Below are 15160 nucleotides of genomic sequence, written 5' to 3' on the forward strand. Positions count from 1 at the left end.
CTTCTGTTCCAGCCACTGCGCACGGGAGGCCGTCTCATTGGGCTGCGCTTCTGTATTCACATCTCTTCCCTCCCTGCCAGCTCCATTTCCTTCCATACCTCGTGAAAAAGCTCCGCGAAACCCGGCAAGTCCCGCGCATACAGCGGCGGGGTGCGGCGGATCGCTTCCGGAATCTCAAAAATCCGGCGGATTCTGCCCGGATTCGGCTGAAGCAGAATGACCCGGCTACTGACTGCAATCGCTTCTGACAGGTCATGCGTAACCAGAATAGCTGTGGTTCCCCGGCGCATCAGCGTCTCCGAGACCAGATCCTCCAGCTGCAGCTTAATCTGGTAGTCCAGCGCCGAGAATGGCTCATCAAGCAGCAGCAAGCCGGGGTCGGTAGCCAGTGTCCGCACGAGGGCAACACGCTGGCGCATCCCTCCTGAGAGCTGTGCCGGATAGGCTTGCTCCTTGCCTTCCAGCCCCATATCGGCCAGCAGCTGCAGCGATTTGGCGCGCGAGCTTCCGGTGAGCCTTCCGGTCAGCTCCAGCCCGAGCAGCGCGTTATCCTCAATCGTCCTCCAGGGGAACAGATAGTCCTGCTGGAGCATATAGCCGACCTCCGGCGAAGGTCCCGCAGCCTTGCGTCCGCTGAGCAGCACCTCGCCGCGCGAAGGCTGCAGCAGCCCGGCGATAATTGACAGAATGGTCGTTTTGCCGCAGCCGCTTGGTCCGACCAGGCTGACGAACTCGCCTTGGCCGACGCTGAGATTCAGATCCTCTATTGCAAGCGAAGCCTCGCGGTCTCCCAGATAGGCGTGCGTGACTTCCTTCAACTCGACTACTGGAAGCATAGTGGTCGGCCTCCTCACTCCTTAATGTTGCTCTCTGCCTGCTCTGCAAAGCTGTTATTAACAATTGTAGCGGCAGGGATTCGTTCCTTCAGCTCACCGGCATGGTCAATGACATCCAGCAGATTATTCCATTCCTTGTCATCAATCACCGGATTCACGGCATAGGTATCCTGTTCCTTATAGCGGCTGATGGCAGACACCACAATGCCCCGGTCAATTTTTTCAAAATAAGGCATAACTGCGTCTGCAATCTCCTCAGGACTATGAGCCTTCACCCATAACTGGGCACGCTGGACCGCATTGGTGAATTTCTGCACCGTGTCCTGGTTCTTAGTAATGTAGCTCTGCTTGGACATGAATACCGTATACGGCAGATAACCGCTCTCCACCCCGAAGGAAGCGACCACCTGGCCCCGGCCTTCACTCTCGAAGATCGATGCCTGAGGCTCGAACAGCTGCACATAATCTCCGGTCCCTGAAGCAAACGCGCCGGCAATATTGGCAAAATCAATGTTCTGGATCAGCGTCAGATCCTTCCCCGCATCAATCCCCTTATTCAGCAGCGTGAATGCGCCCGCCATCTGCGGCATCCCGCCTTGCCTTTGCCCCAGGAAGGTCGAGCCCTTCACTTTGTCCCATGTAAAGTGGCTGTCCGGTGTCCGTGCGAACAAGAAGGTTCCATCCCGCTGCGTAAGCTGGGCGAAATTGATTACGGGATCATCCGCCCCCTGCTGGTAGACGTAAATGGAGGTCTCCGAACCGACCAGCGCCACATCGATTGCCCCTGAGAGCAGGGCCGTCATGGTTTTATCTCCGCCCGGTATCGTCTGCAGCTCTACATCCAGCCCTTCCTCCTTGAAAAAGCCCTGCGACAAGGCTACATATTCAGGCGCATAGAACACGGAACGGGTAACTTCGCCGATCTTCACCTTGACATCAGCGGATTTACTACCACAGCCTGCAAGAACAGAGCCGAGCACAAGCATCAATGAGAACGGCAATAACAGTCTTTTGAACCCTTTCATCCTTTCCTCTCCTTTCCTCCCGGGTCTTTCGCCCTTGCTCTATGCATATGCGGGAGTCTATAGAAAGGTTAAAGCACAATGGGTGAAGCGCTTACATTATATTCGGTTCGTCCACCCGCCCACCCCGTAAGCGATCACAGCGCCGTATTCACGCTGTACCGGACCAGCGAACCAGACTTATTAGAGTTGGACGGTGCTTCCGCCAAGGCTATTTTGCCAATACAATTTTAATAGAGCAGCCATTCCCCAAAAGCATGACACAGCTCCGCCCGGGTCAGCGGGAACGCAATGATATATCCGTCTTCCTGCTCACTGCTGGTGCGCAGAAGCCATCCACCTGAGGAAGCTTCTATGTAAGAGATCTTCTGCAGGCTCCAGCCTTCCCCATTCCTCGCACATAACCGCAATTCACCGGACGCTGTCTGGTTCTTAAGTACTTTAGCCAATTCAGCAGAGCTGTCAGGATCACCCGTCTCCGCTTCCAGTGATGCCGCCAGCACACACAAGGTCCATGTTCCGGCCTTCTCATGAATCGCCTCATAACTCCGTCTGGACAGGAATAACGCGGGAGCGGACTGGTTCCGGGGCTGTTCACACTCGAAGCAATTGAACAGGTAATAGCAGGCGCGCTTCACCTCTGCCGGCTCCTCCAGCTTGTAGGCGAAATCGTCCTCTTCCGTTAATCCTGTCAGGAGGATCTTATCCTTATGTACTTGCAGGCATACATCCTGCGCATATTCATGCTCATTGAATTTCATTCTGCAAATCCGCTTGGAGCCGGAGGCTGTGTGCAGGAGCTCTGCCACCACTCTACGCTGGGTCTCACCCGGGAACAGATACTGTGCCAGACAGATACAATCTTGCTTATTCACATTCTTTATCCCTTCCTCTATAACATACATGTAAGTATTACTGTAAATGAGTGGCTTTCAAAAAAACAGCAAAACTATAAAACTTGCAATCTTTATGTTATCATAAGCTAATTTTAAGGTAAAATTAAGAAAGGCAGGGTAAGATCAATACCATGAAATACTTTTAGCGAGGTGGTTTTCAAAATGAGAATGCTCATCACATTTCAAAACAAGCTTGTCCCTGTATATTTCACAACAGAAAACAAACAGCCGACCCAAAAAGTACTTCGACTGCTAAACAGTACTCTTGAACTCAAAATTCAAAAAGGCAAAAACGCCCTGCAAACCTGTTTGAATTCCCTGATCAGTATCGAAATTAAAGGCTCAGAAGCTATATTGCACAGTTACAGTGAAAATGATTCATTGGCCTTATCCCTCTACTAAACAGAGGGATATTTTTTTGCGGAAGAATAAGATTACCTTCGCGGGAACTGTTTTTGACATGCGTTTGGTCCATATGCCTGCTTGCGAGTACGATGTATGCTGTTTTTGACATACGTTTGGTCCATATGCCTGTTTGCGAACACAATGTATACTGTTTTTGACATACGTTTGGTCCATATGACTGCTTGCGAACACAATGTATACTGTTTTTCACATACATTCGGCCTTGAGTCACATTCAGTATCAAAGTCACACTACGATTCTTTCCAAGAATTCTTATTCACAAATGTACGCTCACCTTTTCAGCAGGAGGGGCTGTCTCAGGCCATGAAATGGAGGCTTAGGACAGCTCTTTATTGCGGAGTGGGATCAACGTGAGCACTTGGATGGACGCTCCGCAAACGGAACGTTGTTACAATCGCTGTTGTGTCCAGATTTTTTTCATTCCCGTTAGCGGTGAAAATCCGGACACAAAGGCGACCGCTGCCGCTGTTCCACATTCGTTCCGTCCGCTCCGCTGTATGAGCGGGAAACGACTCGCCTTCTATAAAAAAGAAACAAAAAAAATCGCTCATTTTGGTAAAATGGAGGTAGCACTTTGGGTTCCGGAGATTTCTGCAAATGACTGTCACCGCTCATAGAATTCACTTTTGAGACAGCCCCTATAATGTAAAAAAGCACATGCCCGCAAGTGAGGGATGCGCTTAGACTATGGTATACAGTGGGTTAGCATTCAACATTATACCGGATACCGGCAGTCAGCCAATCCGGAGGTTTCGGTTCTCTTCTTTCTCCGCCTTTTTAATTCGCAATTTGAACAACTTCACCAGGTTACGCCGGGTATGCTCTTCGTGACAGCTGTCCAGTTTCTTCAGGATGAAACGGTCGATGGACATGTCAATCGCTCCTTTAAATGGGGGCTTAGTCCCGTGATCTGGAGAGGGAATCATTTCCTCTACTCCTTATATCACCTATATAACCGGGCCGCTGATGCCTTAAACTTGTCCATGTCCACACCTGCACCGCTTGCAAAATTAGGCATACTACATATAGACTGTTCCCGGACGGTTCAGAACGCAACTATAGAAGATATGGTATATTTGCGAAGGATAGCAGCTTCTGTAGGCAGAATAAAAATTTTATACGACGGATATTTACAAACTAAAAATTAAATGCTATATTATCGATAGTTAATATTAAATATATATCTAAGGAGAAATCATAATGTCGAATGTACTGTTTATCAAAGCTAATAACCGCCCTGCCGAGCAATCCGTAAGTGTTCAGCTCTACAACGAGTTCCTGGCCAGCTACAAGGAAACTCATCCGCAGGACCAGATCACTGAACTCGACCTGTTCGCTGAACAGCTTCCTTACTACGATAACACACTAATCACTGGTATATACAAAGCCGCTCAGGGCTTCGAAGCTACTCCTGAAGAAGCAGCAGGCGCAGCACTTGTGAAGAAATATCTGGACCAGTTCCTGGCCGCTGACAAAGTAGTATTCGCCTTCCCGCTCTGGAATATGACCGTTCCGGCTGTACTGCACACTTATATCGATTACTTGAACCAGGCTGGAACTACCTTCAAGTATACTGCTGAAGGTCCTGTAGGACTCTTGACTGGCAAGAAAGCAGCTGTTCTGAACGCCAGAGGCGGCGTGTACTCCGAAGGCCCGGCCGCAAGTGCTGAAATGGCTGTTAACTTCATCATGGGTAACCTGAACTTCTGGGGCTTCAAGGAAACTACACAGGTAATCATCGAAGGACACAACCAGAACCCGGACAAATCCGCTGACATCATCGCTTCCGGCCTGCAACTGGCTAAGACAGCAGCAGCATCGTTCTAATCTGATCATAAAAGCTTTTTGAAAGTCTTCGTAGGGAGACTGACCAAAAACGGAAAGCAGCGATTCCCCATTAACGGGAGAATCGCTGCTTTTTTAGTGTGCCAGATGCCATTTTTATAACAGTTCCTGAAGCAGGTGGATTTTCTCCACTTGTTATTTAATAAGCGGCCTCAAGCTAGATGGCGTAAAGTAAGTTGTGTACCAAGATTTGGAGTCTAGTCAGACACCAAAAAAGTAGGGTATCCTCGGGATTGCGAAACCACCAAGGAGGAACCCTACCAATGAATATTTTACCCGAAAGTTCTCTGAATAATCTATTTGAAAAACTTGTTAAAGATTTTGTGAAAGACAACATGGAACGCCTGTTGCGCGCCGAAATCCAGGGGTTTATGGACAGTGAAGAAGCGGGTGCCAGTAATAGTCGTAACGGCTATTATACGCGAGACTTACACACGAAATACGGCCATATCGAGGATCTTCAGGTGCCCCGGGACCGCCAAAGCCTTTTCCAGACGCAGATGTTTGAGCCGTACCAGCGGCGGGACGGATGGTTAGAAGAGGCTGTCATCCAAATGTATAAATCGGGCATGGGCACGCGGGATGTGGCCCGGTTCATTGAAAGTATGTTTGGCAGCCACTACTCCCCCACCACGGTCAGCAATATTACGGCTACGGTGCTGGACGATATCCACCAGTGGCAGAAACGGCCCCTGAGCAAACGGTACTCCGTGATCTACTTGGATGGGCTGTACGTGAAGCTGAAACGGGGCACGGTCCGTGGCGAAGTGGTCTACTTTGCGATGGGGATTGACGAGGAGGGACAGCGTCAAATTCTCGGGTTTTACGTGGGCGGCCAAGAGAGTTCGAATGGCTGGCGGGAGGTACTCAAAGACCTGTACGACCGCGGAGCGCAGGAAGTCCTGCTGGGTGTGTTTGACGGACTACCGGGGCTGGATGCGGCGTTTAAAGAGACCTATCCTCAGGCAGATGTACAGCATTGCGTAGTGCACAAAGTGCGGGCCACGTTCCCTAAAATCCGGATGGAGCACAAAACTGATGTCCTTGAAGCGTTGAAAACCGTATATACCGCACCGGATGAAGTGGTAGCCCGGGCTAACTTTGATACGGTCAAAGCGAAGTGGAACAAGCTATATCCGAAGGAAATGAGGTCCTGGGAGGAACAGTTATCCACACTCCTGACGTTCTACAAGTATCCGGAATCGATCCGTAAAGCGATCTACACGTCGAACCCCATCGAACGGATGAACAAGGAAATCCGCAAGCGTCTGAAACCGATGAACAGTCTGACGAACATGGATGCGGCAGAGAAAATCGTGTACCTGGAGATGCTGGAATACAATGAACGTCATGCAGGGCGGGTCGCCCAAGGCTTTGGCATGGATGCCGTTAAAAAGAAGCTAAAAGAGCTATTCGAAACACGCTACCCCTCTTTACCCGCACCGGAAGAGGCGTAGCAGAGAAATCCAGTTTCTGGGGGTCGGGGTTCCCCCTCCCCCCAGAAACACTGCACCCCAACCCGTAACCCGGGGGAGGTACTTCTACTCTCTTACACAAACTTCTTGACGCTACCTCAAGCTAGGGAGCAGTTGGAAAAACAGCACTTAATATCCTTGATTTTGTCCAAATGAGCTATTTACGGTGTAGTAAGTGACGTTTATCCAACTAATTTCCTCTCTAGCTCCCGAACCGCCAAATTAAGTTACGTTTTTCCAACTACTCTCCGGGATGGCATAGCACCTGCTTACACAATGCTCAGCATCCAGCAAGCTTATTCCGTTATGCAAACTTTCATCTATTCCCAAGCTCGCTTCCATGCTCCTACAACGCCCTGCAATGTCATCGCTGCTTAATATTCATCCAGCACCCGCTGCCAGCTGTTGCCCTTGGCACGGGGCGGGGTGCTTTTGGGGGAGGCGGCGGCTGTCTTGCGCTTCTGTCTCGCTTCCTTGCTGTTCTGGAATTGCAGCTCCTTCTGCGTCTTGTGGTAATTCTGCAGCCGCTTCCCGTCCAGTACACCGCTCGCGGCAGCCTCAAGCACGGCGCAGCCTTCCTCCCGTGTATGCGTGCAGTCACTGAAGCGGCATTCCGCCGCAAGGGTACTGATCTCACCGAAAGCCAGGTCCAGTCCTCCGTCATCCTCCCATAATTGCAGCTCGCGCATTCCCGGCGTATCGACGATGATTCCGCCGTCCGGGAGGACGAACAGCTCGCGGTGTGTAGTCGTATGACGTCCCCGGCTGTCCCCTTCCCGCACATCCTGGGTAAGCTGCAGATTGCGGCCGCTGAGCCAGTTGACCATCGTCGATTTGCCGCAGCCGGACGAACCGGTCAGCGCTACCGTCTGGCCGCTGCCGATGTAAGGCTGGAGCTCCTCCCTTCCGTCGCCCAGCAAGGCGCTGACCACATGGACCGGGACACCGGGAGCCGCCTGCTGCATTTCGGCCATTTTCAGCTCCGCATCTGTACATAGATCTGCCTTGGTCAATAGAATGACCGGATTCGCTCCGCTGTTCCAGGCCATAATCAGATAACGCTCCATCCGCCGCACATTGAAATCATCATTCAGTGCACTGACCAGGAATAGAGTATCCACATTGGAAGCCACGATCTGCTCCTCCTGAGTCGGGCCCGCCACCTTACGCGAGATGACACTGTGACGGGGAAGCCCCCCATGAATTACTGCATGCGCTCCTCCATCCTGCATCGCCAGGACCACCCAGTCGCCTACCGCCGGATACTCGCCGGACCCGCCGAGCGAATGCCGGAATTTGCCTGACAGCTCACCCCATATTTCACCTGCTGCGCTAATCACCCTGTATTTACTGCCGAAATCTCCGGCAATCCGGCCCGCTGCATAGTCCCTGTCGTCCAGCAGCCGCAGCTTCTCTGTCCATTTTCTGTTCCATTCTTCATTCCAGCCGTACTGTTCAAGCTTCATATCGATATTCATGCATTTTCCTCCTGAATGGGTATTATTTTCTCATATCTCCGCTTACCACACATCCATGTATCTCCGGGCAGCATTGGCTCCACATCCGTACACAAAAAAACCGCCGGAACCCAAAGGTTCCGGCGGCAGAGGCAGACCCGGCAGCGGGCTGGCCTATGCTGCTCTGCAGCAAAGAACCGCCCGCCGGGCAGAGTCATTCCAGAATAGCGGTGGCTACTCACTCCCTCTTAGGAAGAAGGAGCAGACACCGCTATTTCGGGCGTGAGCAGCAGACCTGCGCACGCAAAAAAGCCGCCGGAACCGATACGGTTCCCGGCGGCTCTAAAAGGCATCATAGAGCTTGCTCGTGAAGCTGGGATTGATAATTACTCCACAGCCGCTTTTCCCGGAAGACACGTATCCACAACAGTAGCAACCAATCCTGAACCGCTAGTATAAACTGCCATTTGACATCGTCTCCTTCCGAAATAATATGCTGTTATAATATACGGCCCGGATGCCGTTTGTCAACAGCAGGCCTTAACTTTCTTAAATAATCCCCCGCAGCTCCTCCAGCTCCTGAATAACCGCGACCGGCTTCACATTCAGCGATTCATCCCAGGCATGATTGCGTTTTAGCCAGATCGTATCCATCCCGCTTCTAGCCGCCCCCCAGATATCATTCACGGGGTGATCCCCGATGAAGATAGTCTGTTCCGCCGTGGAACCCAGGCGTTCCAAAGCTAACCGGTAGATCGCAGGATCAGGCTTGCTGATCCCGGCTTCGCCCGAAATAACGATCGTGCGGAAGTAGCCGCGTAGTCCGAGCAGATCGATTTTGCCATATTGAATATCTGTGCCGCCGTTCGTGACCAGTCCCAGCGGATATCCGCGGTCCCGGCAATACTCCAGCGTCTCCAGTGCATGCTTCATTATCGCCCCGTGGCGGATATAGGTCTCGTCATAATAGGCCCGGATTTCCGCAGCGGTCAATGCCTTCTCCCAAGGCAGAACCTCACTCAGCTCCGCGAAGAAGCCATCCTTATCCCGGTATCCGTCAGCATCCCTGATAATCATATCCTCCACCACCTGCACGGCCTGCTCCCCGCTAAGATGTCCCAGGAAATCCTGCACAAACTTCATGCTGAAGCTGCGGAAGGTCTGATCACGGTCCATCAGGGTGTTGTCCAGATCAAACAGCAAAGCTTGTACCTCTCTCATGTCTACGCTCCCCTTCTCTCGTCCATTTCTGCGGTCTACGCACCAGATGCTTATTGTACTACGCTCCGGGGCGCAAAATAAAGACCATTCCGTCCGGAAGGACAACCTCTCCTTCGTCAGAATGGCCTGTATAGGGGGCATCAGTTACCTCAAAATTCAGGATTCAAAATGCTCTGCCCGGTGCGTCAGCATCATTTCCTCGTCCGTAATATAGAGCGGGAACGGCGGTGTCTCCTTCAGATAACGCTCGGTGGACAACAGCCGGTAATGAACCTCAGGGAGCCAAGCGTCTTCGAGCAGCGGCAGCTTGCCGGTGTCACTGATATAATTGTCTACCGCCGATTGAACCATGTCGAGGTAATATGGCACCAGCTTGTCAGATTCTTCAAAAATCTCAAAGGTCTCGCTGGACATATAGAATTTCTGCTGCGGGACTCCGCCTAAATAGCGTTTGAGCCGGTTCAGGTCAATACTCTTATCTTCCTGGATCAGAGCGGTACGGTTAATGGGAGCGGGCATATCTTCTTCAAATTGCCTTACAGCCTGCTTGATCTGCGGCAAGGTAACGGTAGGATGATCGGGTTGCAATTTTTTTTTGGCACGTTTGAATATCATACTGAAGGTCTCCTTTCGAAGCTTATGTCAGATAACGCTTACAATACCATTTTATTCGTTATTTGAACAATTAATCAGCAGTTTCGCACTTGTCATAAAAAATCCCCATTTATTAGATCATTATTTGACATTTTCCCAGTGAGTCCATAACTCCGGGGGGTTAAGCTCGTACTTATCATTCTCCCGGTACATGAATTGGTGCATGATGAACTCACGGCGGATCGTGGCATAATCATCATGGAACGGCTTAATGAACTCGTTGATCTCTTTCTCCGAATAGACTGTGCCCGGTTCGAGCTTCTCCACCATATATTGCAGCGCAATTAGTTTCTTCTTGTATTGTGCGGGAATCTGGCGCAGGCGTCCGTCTTTGGCAAAAAAATTACGGAGCACCGACTCCTTCAGACTGTGTTCAGGCGACTCTTCCTCCATCTCCTCCACCCCCTTTGCAAAAATAAATTTCAGCGAGGCCTCGGAGCCTGCCTGGATAAACTCGGGATTCAGCTTAAAATATACGGTATTCTTGTCTCTGCGCTCCAGTATCAGCGCGGCTTCACGCAGCTTGGCTGCATGATGGGTCACTGTAGGCTGTGACAGATTCAGCTTCTCGGCTAAGGCGTGACCGTGAACCTCGCCCCGGGACAGGAGCAGAAGAATGCGCAGCCGGGTGGGATCGGATAAGGCTTTGTGATAGGCGACAATTTTGTCGAGTTGCAAGCGGGATCACGCTCCTACGGATATTCGTCAGGCAGTCTGGGGGACCTGCCAATACATACTTTAGATATATATCTAATTATATACCCATCTTGTCATCTGATCAATCCCCAATTTGCGGAATTCACCGGCCATGGCAAAAAACAAAAATATAAGGTACCATTTACTGAATAGAATACTACCTTAGGAGGACATAGATATTATGCTAGACGTTATTATTATCGGCGCCGGTCCCTGCGGACTGTCTGCAGCCATCGAATGCCAGCGCCAAGGACTCTCCAGCCTGATTGTAGAAAAGAACTTCATTGTCCATTCGATCTACCTGTATCCGACCAATATGCAGTTCTTCAGCACCACTCCGCTGCTCGAGATTGGAGATGTGCCCTTCACCTCTCCGAACGACAAGCCCTACCGCCATGAGGCTCTGGTCTACTACCGCCGCGCAGCCGCGCAGCATCAGCTTGAGATTGCCGCTTATGAAGAAGCGCTGTCCGTTCTGCCGCAGGAGGATGGCAGCTTCATTGTACATACGGTCAACAAGCGCGGCGAGGAGCAGCAGCGCAGAGCAGCAAATGTAGTCATCTCTACCGGTTACTTCGATCAGCCTAACCTGATCGGGATTCCCGGGGAGGAGCTGCCGAAGGTCACGCATTATTTTGGCGAGGCACATCCTTATTCCGGCATGAAGGTGGCTGTAATCGGGGGGAGTAATTCAGCGGTGGATGCTGCACTGGAGCTGCTGCGGGTAGGCGCCAAGGTGGATATGGTCTACCGGGGAAGCAGTATCTCGGACAATATCAAGCCTTGGGTGCGTCCGATCTTCGAGAGTATGGTGCAAAAGGGGAGCATCACGCTGCATCTGGAATCGCGCGTGACGGAGATCACCCCGGCCTCGGTTCTGATAACCTCGTCCGTGAACGGGAATACTACTGAGCTGGACAATGACTTCGTGCTGGCGATGACCGGGTTCCGCCCCAGCAGAGCCCTGCTCACCTCGGCCGGGGTGCAGATGGATGACTCTATGGATAAGCCAGCCTTTAATCCCGCAACAATGGAGAGTAATATTCCGGGTATCTATGTCGCCGGAGTTATCGCTTCCGGACGGAATGCCAATGAGGTATTCATCGAGAGCGGACGCGGGCACGGCAAGCTGATTGCCGATCATATTGTGAGCACAAGGCTTACTTAGAGAAGGAGTGTATCCAAGCTATGGATATCACCTCGTTATTGCTGCTGGGTCTGGCAGCGCTCGGTGTCATCAGCAGCAACTCACCGATTACCATTGCCATGGTCGTGCTGCTGCTGATCCGTGTGCTGGGACTTCAGCAGGCTTTTCCCTGGCTGGAGAAATACGGGCTGACCGTCGGCATTATCATCCTGACCATCGGGGTCATGACGCCGCTGGCCAGCGGGAAGATCTCCCTCCAGACCGTCGGCCAGTCGTTCCTGCACTGGAAATCCCTGGCCGCCATCGGAGTTGGCGTCCTGGTCGCTTACCTGGGCGGACGCGGAGCCGTGCTCATGGGCAGCCAGCCGACCATCGTCGCCGGGCTCCTCATCGGAACCGTCCTAGGCGTGGCTCTGTTCAAAGGCGTTCCCGTGGGACCGCTGATTGCCGCAGGCATCCTATCGCTGCTGATTGGCCGGATGTAAGTCCAAAGCCACCTCAAGACCAAGGTAAAACTAAACAGGCTGCAAGTCCACTTACGCATGTGGAACTGCAGCCTGTTTGATTTAGATACGAATAGTATTAGTGACATTAAGCATCCAGCCGTTGAACGTTGAACAGCCGGGCGTAGCTCCCCGCAAGTCCCATCAGCTCTTCATGGGTGCCGCGTTCGGTGATCTCCCCGTTCTCCAGCACGATAATCTGGTCGGCATGGGTAATCGTAGACAGCCTGTGGGCCACAATCAGCGTCGTCCGCTCAGATGCGAGGGATTGCAATGCCTGCTGAATCAGATGCTCGGATTCCAGATCCAGCGCGGAGGTCGCTTCGTCCAGAATCAGCACCTTGGGGTCCTTCAGGAACACACGTGCAATCGCCACGCGCTGCTTCTGCCCGCCGGACAGCTTCACCCCACGCTCCCCCACCTCGGTGTCATAACCTTCCGGCAGCTGCATGATGAAGTCATGGGCATTCGCGGACACCGCCGCCTTCATGACCTCCTCTTCCCCCGCTTCCGGGTTGCCGAACCGGATATTGTCGCGTACCGAGCCGCTGAACAGGAAATTATCCTGCAGCACCATGCCCACCGTCCGCCGCAGACTCTCCTGCGTCAGTCCTCGGATATCGTAGCCGTCCATGCGCAGACTGCCTTCGCTAATATCATAAAAGCGCGGGATTAGGCTGATCAGCGAGGATTTGCCGCCACCGCTCATCCCGACAAAAGCCACCGTCTGGCCCGGAGCGATACTCAGACTAATGTTCCTCAGCACCCACTCGTGCTCGTCGCTATACTTGAACCATACATTGCTGAATTCGATCTTCCCAGCTGGCTTCAGCAGCGGCTTCGCGTCCGGAGCATCGACAATATCATACGGCTCATTCAGCAGCTCCAGGACACGCTCCAGCGAGGCCGAGGCTTGGGTCAGCACGGTTGAGGAATTGATCAGCCGGCGCAGCGGCGCATACATTCGGTCCAGGTAGCCGAAGAAGGCCACGAAGGTTCCGAGGGTCAGATTGCCCTGGATGACCTGGTATCCCCCGTATCCGATGACAAGCAGCGGAGCAATATCGGTCAGGGTGTTGATAATTGCGAAGGTGAAGGCATTCCACCGCGTTTGCGCCAGCGCTTTTTGCAGAAACTTGCCATTGATCTTCTCGAACTGCTGCAGGTCTACCCGTTCCATCGTGAAGCTGCGGATGACCGCAATCCCCTGAATTCGTTCATGCAGATAGCCCTGTATGACGGCAAGCGCCTGTGACCGGTCTTTGGTCAGCACCTTTAGGCGTTTGTACAGCGTATTGACGGCAATGCCATACAGCGGCAGAATGGCAATTGCCACCAGCGTCAGCACCGGATTCAGATAGAGCATGAAGCCCAGGGCGAAAAGCAGGGTGAACATATCCAGCCAGACATTCATCATTCCGACCTCAACCAGGTTCTTCGACTGCTCCACATCGTTGATGAAGCGGGAGATAGCCTCGCCCACCTTCGTATTTTGATAATATCGCAGCGACAGACGCTGTAGATGCCCATAGAGCTTATTACGCATATCGAATAGCACCTTGCTCGTAATCAGCTGGGCGAAATACTGGCGGTAATACTCCACCGGCCCGCGGACAATCACGAATAGAATAAGGCCCCCGCCTATCACCGTCATCAGCTTCGAGACCCGCTCCGCTATTGTCAGTGCGGAATTACCCAGCAGCTCATCGACCACGTATTTCAGAATCATCGGAAGCGTGAGAGGAATGCTGAATTTGACCATCCCGATGATCAGAGTGAGCACAATCCATTTCATATACGGCCGAACAAAGGTATAATAAGATTTCCAGGATTTCACGGCGTGTCAGGTCCTTTCCATTTCATTCTTCATCAGGGTACAGTTGACATTTGCACGCTGCAGTGTTTTATTATTTTTAAACAGTTACGGTTGCAGTACCGAAATTCAGGAGGATAATGATGCCCAGACAATTTGTGACGGAAGCCGTCATGATGGCGATTTACGGCCAGCTTCTCATCCCGCGGAGCCCTGTAGAATATATAGTCCCTTATACCACCATTATGGAGCTGTACGAGCTGCGGGACAGCGAAGAGCCGGTGATGAGCCAGGCGGATGATGACAAGCATGTCAGACTCAGAATCCGCGAGCTGATCAACTATTTCGAGGAGCCGCTGAATGCCAAGAAGATTAACCGCTGCCTGAACATCCCCTGGGCCAAAAGCTCCGGCATCCTCCTTGGCGGACACGCGCAGATCACCATCATCAACAGCATCGACAATGCCTCCTACGGCGAAGCCTTCGATCCGATTGAGACAGAGCTGCTGCTGGCGTCCCAGCGTGAGAAGGTGCCGATTCTGACCGACCAGTTCGAGCTGATCCAGCGCATCATTGAAGGCGGGGTTCCCGTCCAGGTGTATGACATTGATGATTTCGAGTTCGCCATGGAGGAAGAAACCTTCCGCAGCTCGCACTAGGGGGCGCTCTGCAACAGAACGTTGTTCCCACCGATGATATTACCTGCGTTCAGCAAATGTATGCTGTTTTTCGCATACACAATTCCCACAATAAAAGGGGCTGTCACTTTTGGGACAGCCCCTTGTTCAGCATCCCGGCAGCGCGCCGGGATCTGCCATTCACTCCAGCTCTCCCCTTATGTCACCGGCACAGGCTCATACTTATATTCGATGTCATCCTCTGCTTCAGCATAGACAATCGACAGATTGTACCCCTCCATATACCACAGATCCTGCTCTTCCATGTAGAAGGTCAAGCCGCCCTCCATGAACTGCACAGCAGGACGTCCCGGCTGCTCGGTGGCAATGCCAAGCGAGAAGCCGGGATGCAGGCCCCCGCCTGAGCTGTACCGGGGGAACAACCGGATATATGCGCCCTCTTGGAGGCTCAGCTCTCTTAGGAACCAGGCGGCTGCTTCCGGACTAATTAATATGTTCATCTCTCCACTCCTCCCCTCTACCCCAATCATA

General features: G+C 52.2%; 16 protein-coding genes. 6 read left to right on the forward strand and 10 right to left on the reverse strand.

Annotated elements, in window-relative coordinates:
* Nucleotides 1–56 precede the first annotated feature (56 nt).
* The 3 genes from MKX63_RS30365 to MKX63_RS30375 all read right to left on the reverse strand — a co-directional run bounded on the left by MKX63_RS30365 (nucleotide 57) and on the right by MKX63_RS30375 (nucleotide 2733).
* Complete coding sequence (locus tag MKX63_RS30365) at nucleotides 57–836, reverse strand: ABC transporter ATP-binding protein (protein ID WP_341022447.1); 780 nt, start codon at nucleotides 834–836, stop codon at nucleotides 57–59.
* A gap of 14 nt (nucleotides 837–850) precedes the next feature.
* A complete protein-coding gene (locus MKX63_RS30370) occupies nucleotides 851–1861 on the reverse strand; it encodes an ABC transporter substrate-binding protein (protein WP_341022448.1) in 1011 nt (336 codons plus the stop codon).
* A gap of 227 nt (nucleotides 1862–2088) precedes the next feature.
* Entirely contained in the window at nucleotides 2089–2733 is a 645-nt protein-coding gene (locus tag MKX63_RS30375; protein WP_341022450.1) for a hypothetical protein, read from the reverse strand.
* Nucleotides 2734–2916: 183 nt separating this feature from the next.
* Between MKX63_RS30375 and MKX63_RS30380 the strand changes: the two genes are divergently transcribed.
* Nucleotides 2917–3156, forward strand: a complete 240-nt coding sequence (locus tag MKX63_RS30380; RefSeq protein ID WP_036699054.1) for a hypothetical protein — start codon at nucleotides 2917–2919, stop codon at nucleotides 3154–3156.
* Nucleotides 3157–3914: 758 nt separating this feature from the next.
* Here the strand turns inward: MKX63_RS30380 and MKX63_RS30385 are convergent.
* A complete protein-coding gene (locus MKX63_RS30385) occupies nucleotides 3915–4052 on the reverse strand; it encodes a hypothetical protein (protein ID WP_179090468.1) in 138 nt (45 codons plus the stop codon).
* A 328-nt stretch (nucleotides 4053–4380) separates the two neighbouring features.
* Here MKX63_RS30385 and MKX63_RS30390 point away from each other — a divergent pair, with 328 nt between their 5' ends.
* The gene (locus MKX63_RS30390; protein ID WP_341022452.1) at nucleotides 4381–5007 is read left to right on the forward strand and encodes an FMN-dependent NADH-azoreductase; all 627 of its coding nucleotides are present in this window, start codon (nucleotides 4381–4383) and stop codon (nucleotides 5005–5007) included.
* Between the two features lie 281 nt (nucleotides 5008–5288).
* Nucleotides 5289–6482, forward strand: a complete 1194-nt coding sequence (locus MKX63_RS30395) for an IS256 family transposase (RefSeq protein WP_341016497.1) — start codon at nucleotides 5289–5291, stop codon at nucleotides 6480–6482.
* Nucleotides 6483–6874: 392 nt separating this feature from the next.
* On the opposite strand, the gene rsgA is transcribed toward MKX63_RS30395, so the two are convergent.
* From rsgA to MKX63_RS30415, 4 genes are all read right to left on the reverse strand, one after another.
* Nucleotides 6875–7966, reverse strand: coding sequence for a ribosome small subunit-dependent GTPase A (rsgA, locus tag MKX63_RS30400; protein WP_445323570.1), 1092 nt, complete (start codon nucleotides 7964–7966; stop codon nucleotides 6875–6877).
* A 540-nt stretch (nucleotides 7967–8506) separates the two neighbouring features.
* Nucleotides 8507–9178 carry an HAD family hydrolase gene (locus MKX63_RS30405; RefSeq protein WP_341022455.1) on the reverse strand — a complete coding sequence of 224 codons (672 nt, stop codon included), beginning with the start codon at nucleotides 9176–9178 and terminating at the stop codon, nucleotides 8507–8509.
* Between the two features lie 156 nt (nucleotides 9179–9334).
* The gene (locus MKX63_RS30410) at nucleotides 9335–9793 is read right to left on the reverse strand and encodes a DUF3939 domain-containing protein (protein ID WP_341022457.1); all 459 of its coding nucleotides are present in this window, start codon (nucleotides 9791–9793) and stop codon (nucleotides 9335–9337) included.
* A 120-nt stretch (nucleotides 9794–9913) separates the two neighbouring features.
* A complete protein-coding gene (locus MKX63_RS30415) occupies nucleotides 9914–10510 on the reverse strand; it encodes a DUF2087 domain-containing protein (RefSeq protein ID WP_341022459.1) in 597 nt (198 codons plus the stop codon).
* Between the two features lie 199 nt (nucleotides 10511–10709).
* Between MKX63_RS30415 and MKX63_RS30420 the strand changes: the two genes are divergently transcribed.
* Together MKX63_RS30420 and MKX63_RS30425 are read left to right on the forward strand one after the other, a co-directional pair.
* Nucleotides 10710–11696 carry a YpdA family putative bacillithiol disulfide reductase gene (locus tag MKX63_RS30420; protein ID WP_341022461.1) on the forward strand — a complete coding sequence of 329 codons (987 nt, stop codon included), beginning with the start codon at nucleotides 10710–10712 and terminating at the stop codon, nucleotides 11694–11696.
* Between the two features lie 20 nt (nucleotides 11697–11716).
* On the forward strand, nucleotides 11717–12160 hold the full coding sequence (locus MKX63_RS30425; protein WP_340753298.1) for a DUF441 domain-containing protein: 444 nt from the start codon (nucleotides 11717–11719) through the stop codon (nucleotides 12158–12160).
* Between the two features lie 106 nt (nucleotides 12161–12266).
* Here MKX63_RS30425 and MKX63_RS30430 read toward each other — a convergent pair whose 3' ends face one another.
* A complete protein-coding gene (locus MKX63_RS30430; RefSeq protein ID WP_341022463.1) occupies nucleotides 12267–14015 on the reverse strand; it encodes an ABC transporter ATP-binding protein in 1749 nt (582 codons plus the stop codon).
* Between the two features lie 119 nt (nucleotides 14016–14134).
* On the opposite strand from MKX63_RS30430, the gene MKX63_RS30435 reads away from it, so the two are divergent.
* Nucleotides 14135–14650: an ADP-heptose synthase gene (locus MKX63_RS30435; protein ID WP_341022464.1), complete on the forward strand. Its 516-nt coding sequence runs from the start codon at nucleotides 14135–14137 to the stop codon at nucleotides 14648–14650.
* Nucleotides 14651–14826: 176 nt separating this feature from the next.
* Here MKX63_RS30435 and MKX63_RS30440 read toward each other — a convergent pair whose 3' ends face one another.
* Nucleotides 14827–15129: a HesB/YadR/YfhF family protein gene (locus MKX63_RS30440; protein ID WP_341022465.1), complete on the reverse strand. Its 303-nt coding sequence runs from the start codon at nucleotides 15127–15129 to the stop codon at nucleotides 14827–14829.
* Between the last annotated feature and the right edge of the window lie 31 nt (nucleotides 15130–15160).

This window comes from Paenibacillus sp. FSL R7-0179, assembly GCF_038002265.1.
In the GTDB taxonomy this organism is placed as follows: Bacteria; Bacillota; Bacilli; order Paenibacillales; family Paenibacillaceae; genus Paenibacillus_AQ.

Coding starts and splice junctions, on each gene's coding strand:
- MKX63_RS30365 (WP_341022447.1), bottom strand. CDS start 836: ATGCTTCCAGTAGTCGAGTTGAAGGAAGTCACGCACGCCTATCTGGGA.
- MKX63_RS30370 (WP_341022448.1), bottom strand. CDS start 1,861: ATGAAAGGGTTCAAAAGACTGTTATTGCCGTTCTCATTGATGCTTGTG.
- MKX63_RS30380 (WP_036699054.1), top strand. CDS start 2,917: ATGAGAATGCTCATCACATTTCAAAACAAGCTTGTCCCTGTATATTTC.
- MKX63_RS30385 (WP_179090468.1), bottom strand. CDS start 4,052: ATGTCCATCGACCGTTTCATCCTGAAGAAACTGGACAGCTGTCACGAA.
- MKX63_RS30390 (WP_341022452.1), top strand. CDS start 4,381: ATGTCGAATGTACTGTTTATCAAAGCTAATAACCGCCCTGCCGAGCAA.
- MKX63_RS30395 (WP_341016497.1), top strand. CDS start 5,289: ATGAATATTTTACCCGAAAGTTCTCTGAATAATCTATTTGAAAAACTT.
- rsgA (WP_445323570.1), bottom strand. CDS start 7,966: ATGAAGCTTGAACAGTACGGCTGGAATGAAGAATGGAACAGAAAATGG.
- MKX63_RS30405 (WP_341022455.1), bottom strand. CDS start 9,178: ATGAGAGAGGTACAAGCTTTGCTGTTTGATCTGGACAACACCCTGATG.
- MKX63_RS30410 (WP_341022457.1), bottom strand. CDS start 9,793: ATGATATTCAAACGTGCCAAAAAAAAATTGCAACCCGATCATCCTACC.
- MKX63_RS30420 (WP_341022461.1), top strand. CDS start 10,710: ATGCTAGACGTTATTATTATCGGCGCCGGTCCCTGCGGACTGTCTGCA.
- MKX63_RS30425 (WP_340753298.1), top strand. CDS start 11,717: ATGGATATCACCTCGTTATTGCTGCTGGGTCTGGCAGCGCTCGGTGTC.
- MKX63_RS30435 (WP_341022464.1), top strand. CDS start 14,135: ATGCCCAGACAATTTGTGACGGAAGCCGTCATGATGGCGATTTACGGC.
- MKX63_RS30440 (WP_341022465.1), bottom strand. CDS start 15,129: ATGAACATATTAATTAGTCCGGAAGCAGCCGCCTGGTTCCTAAGAGAG.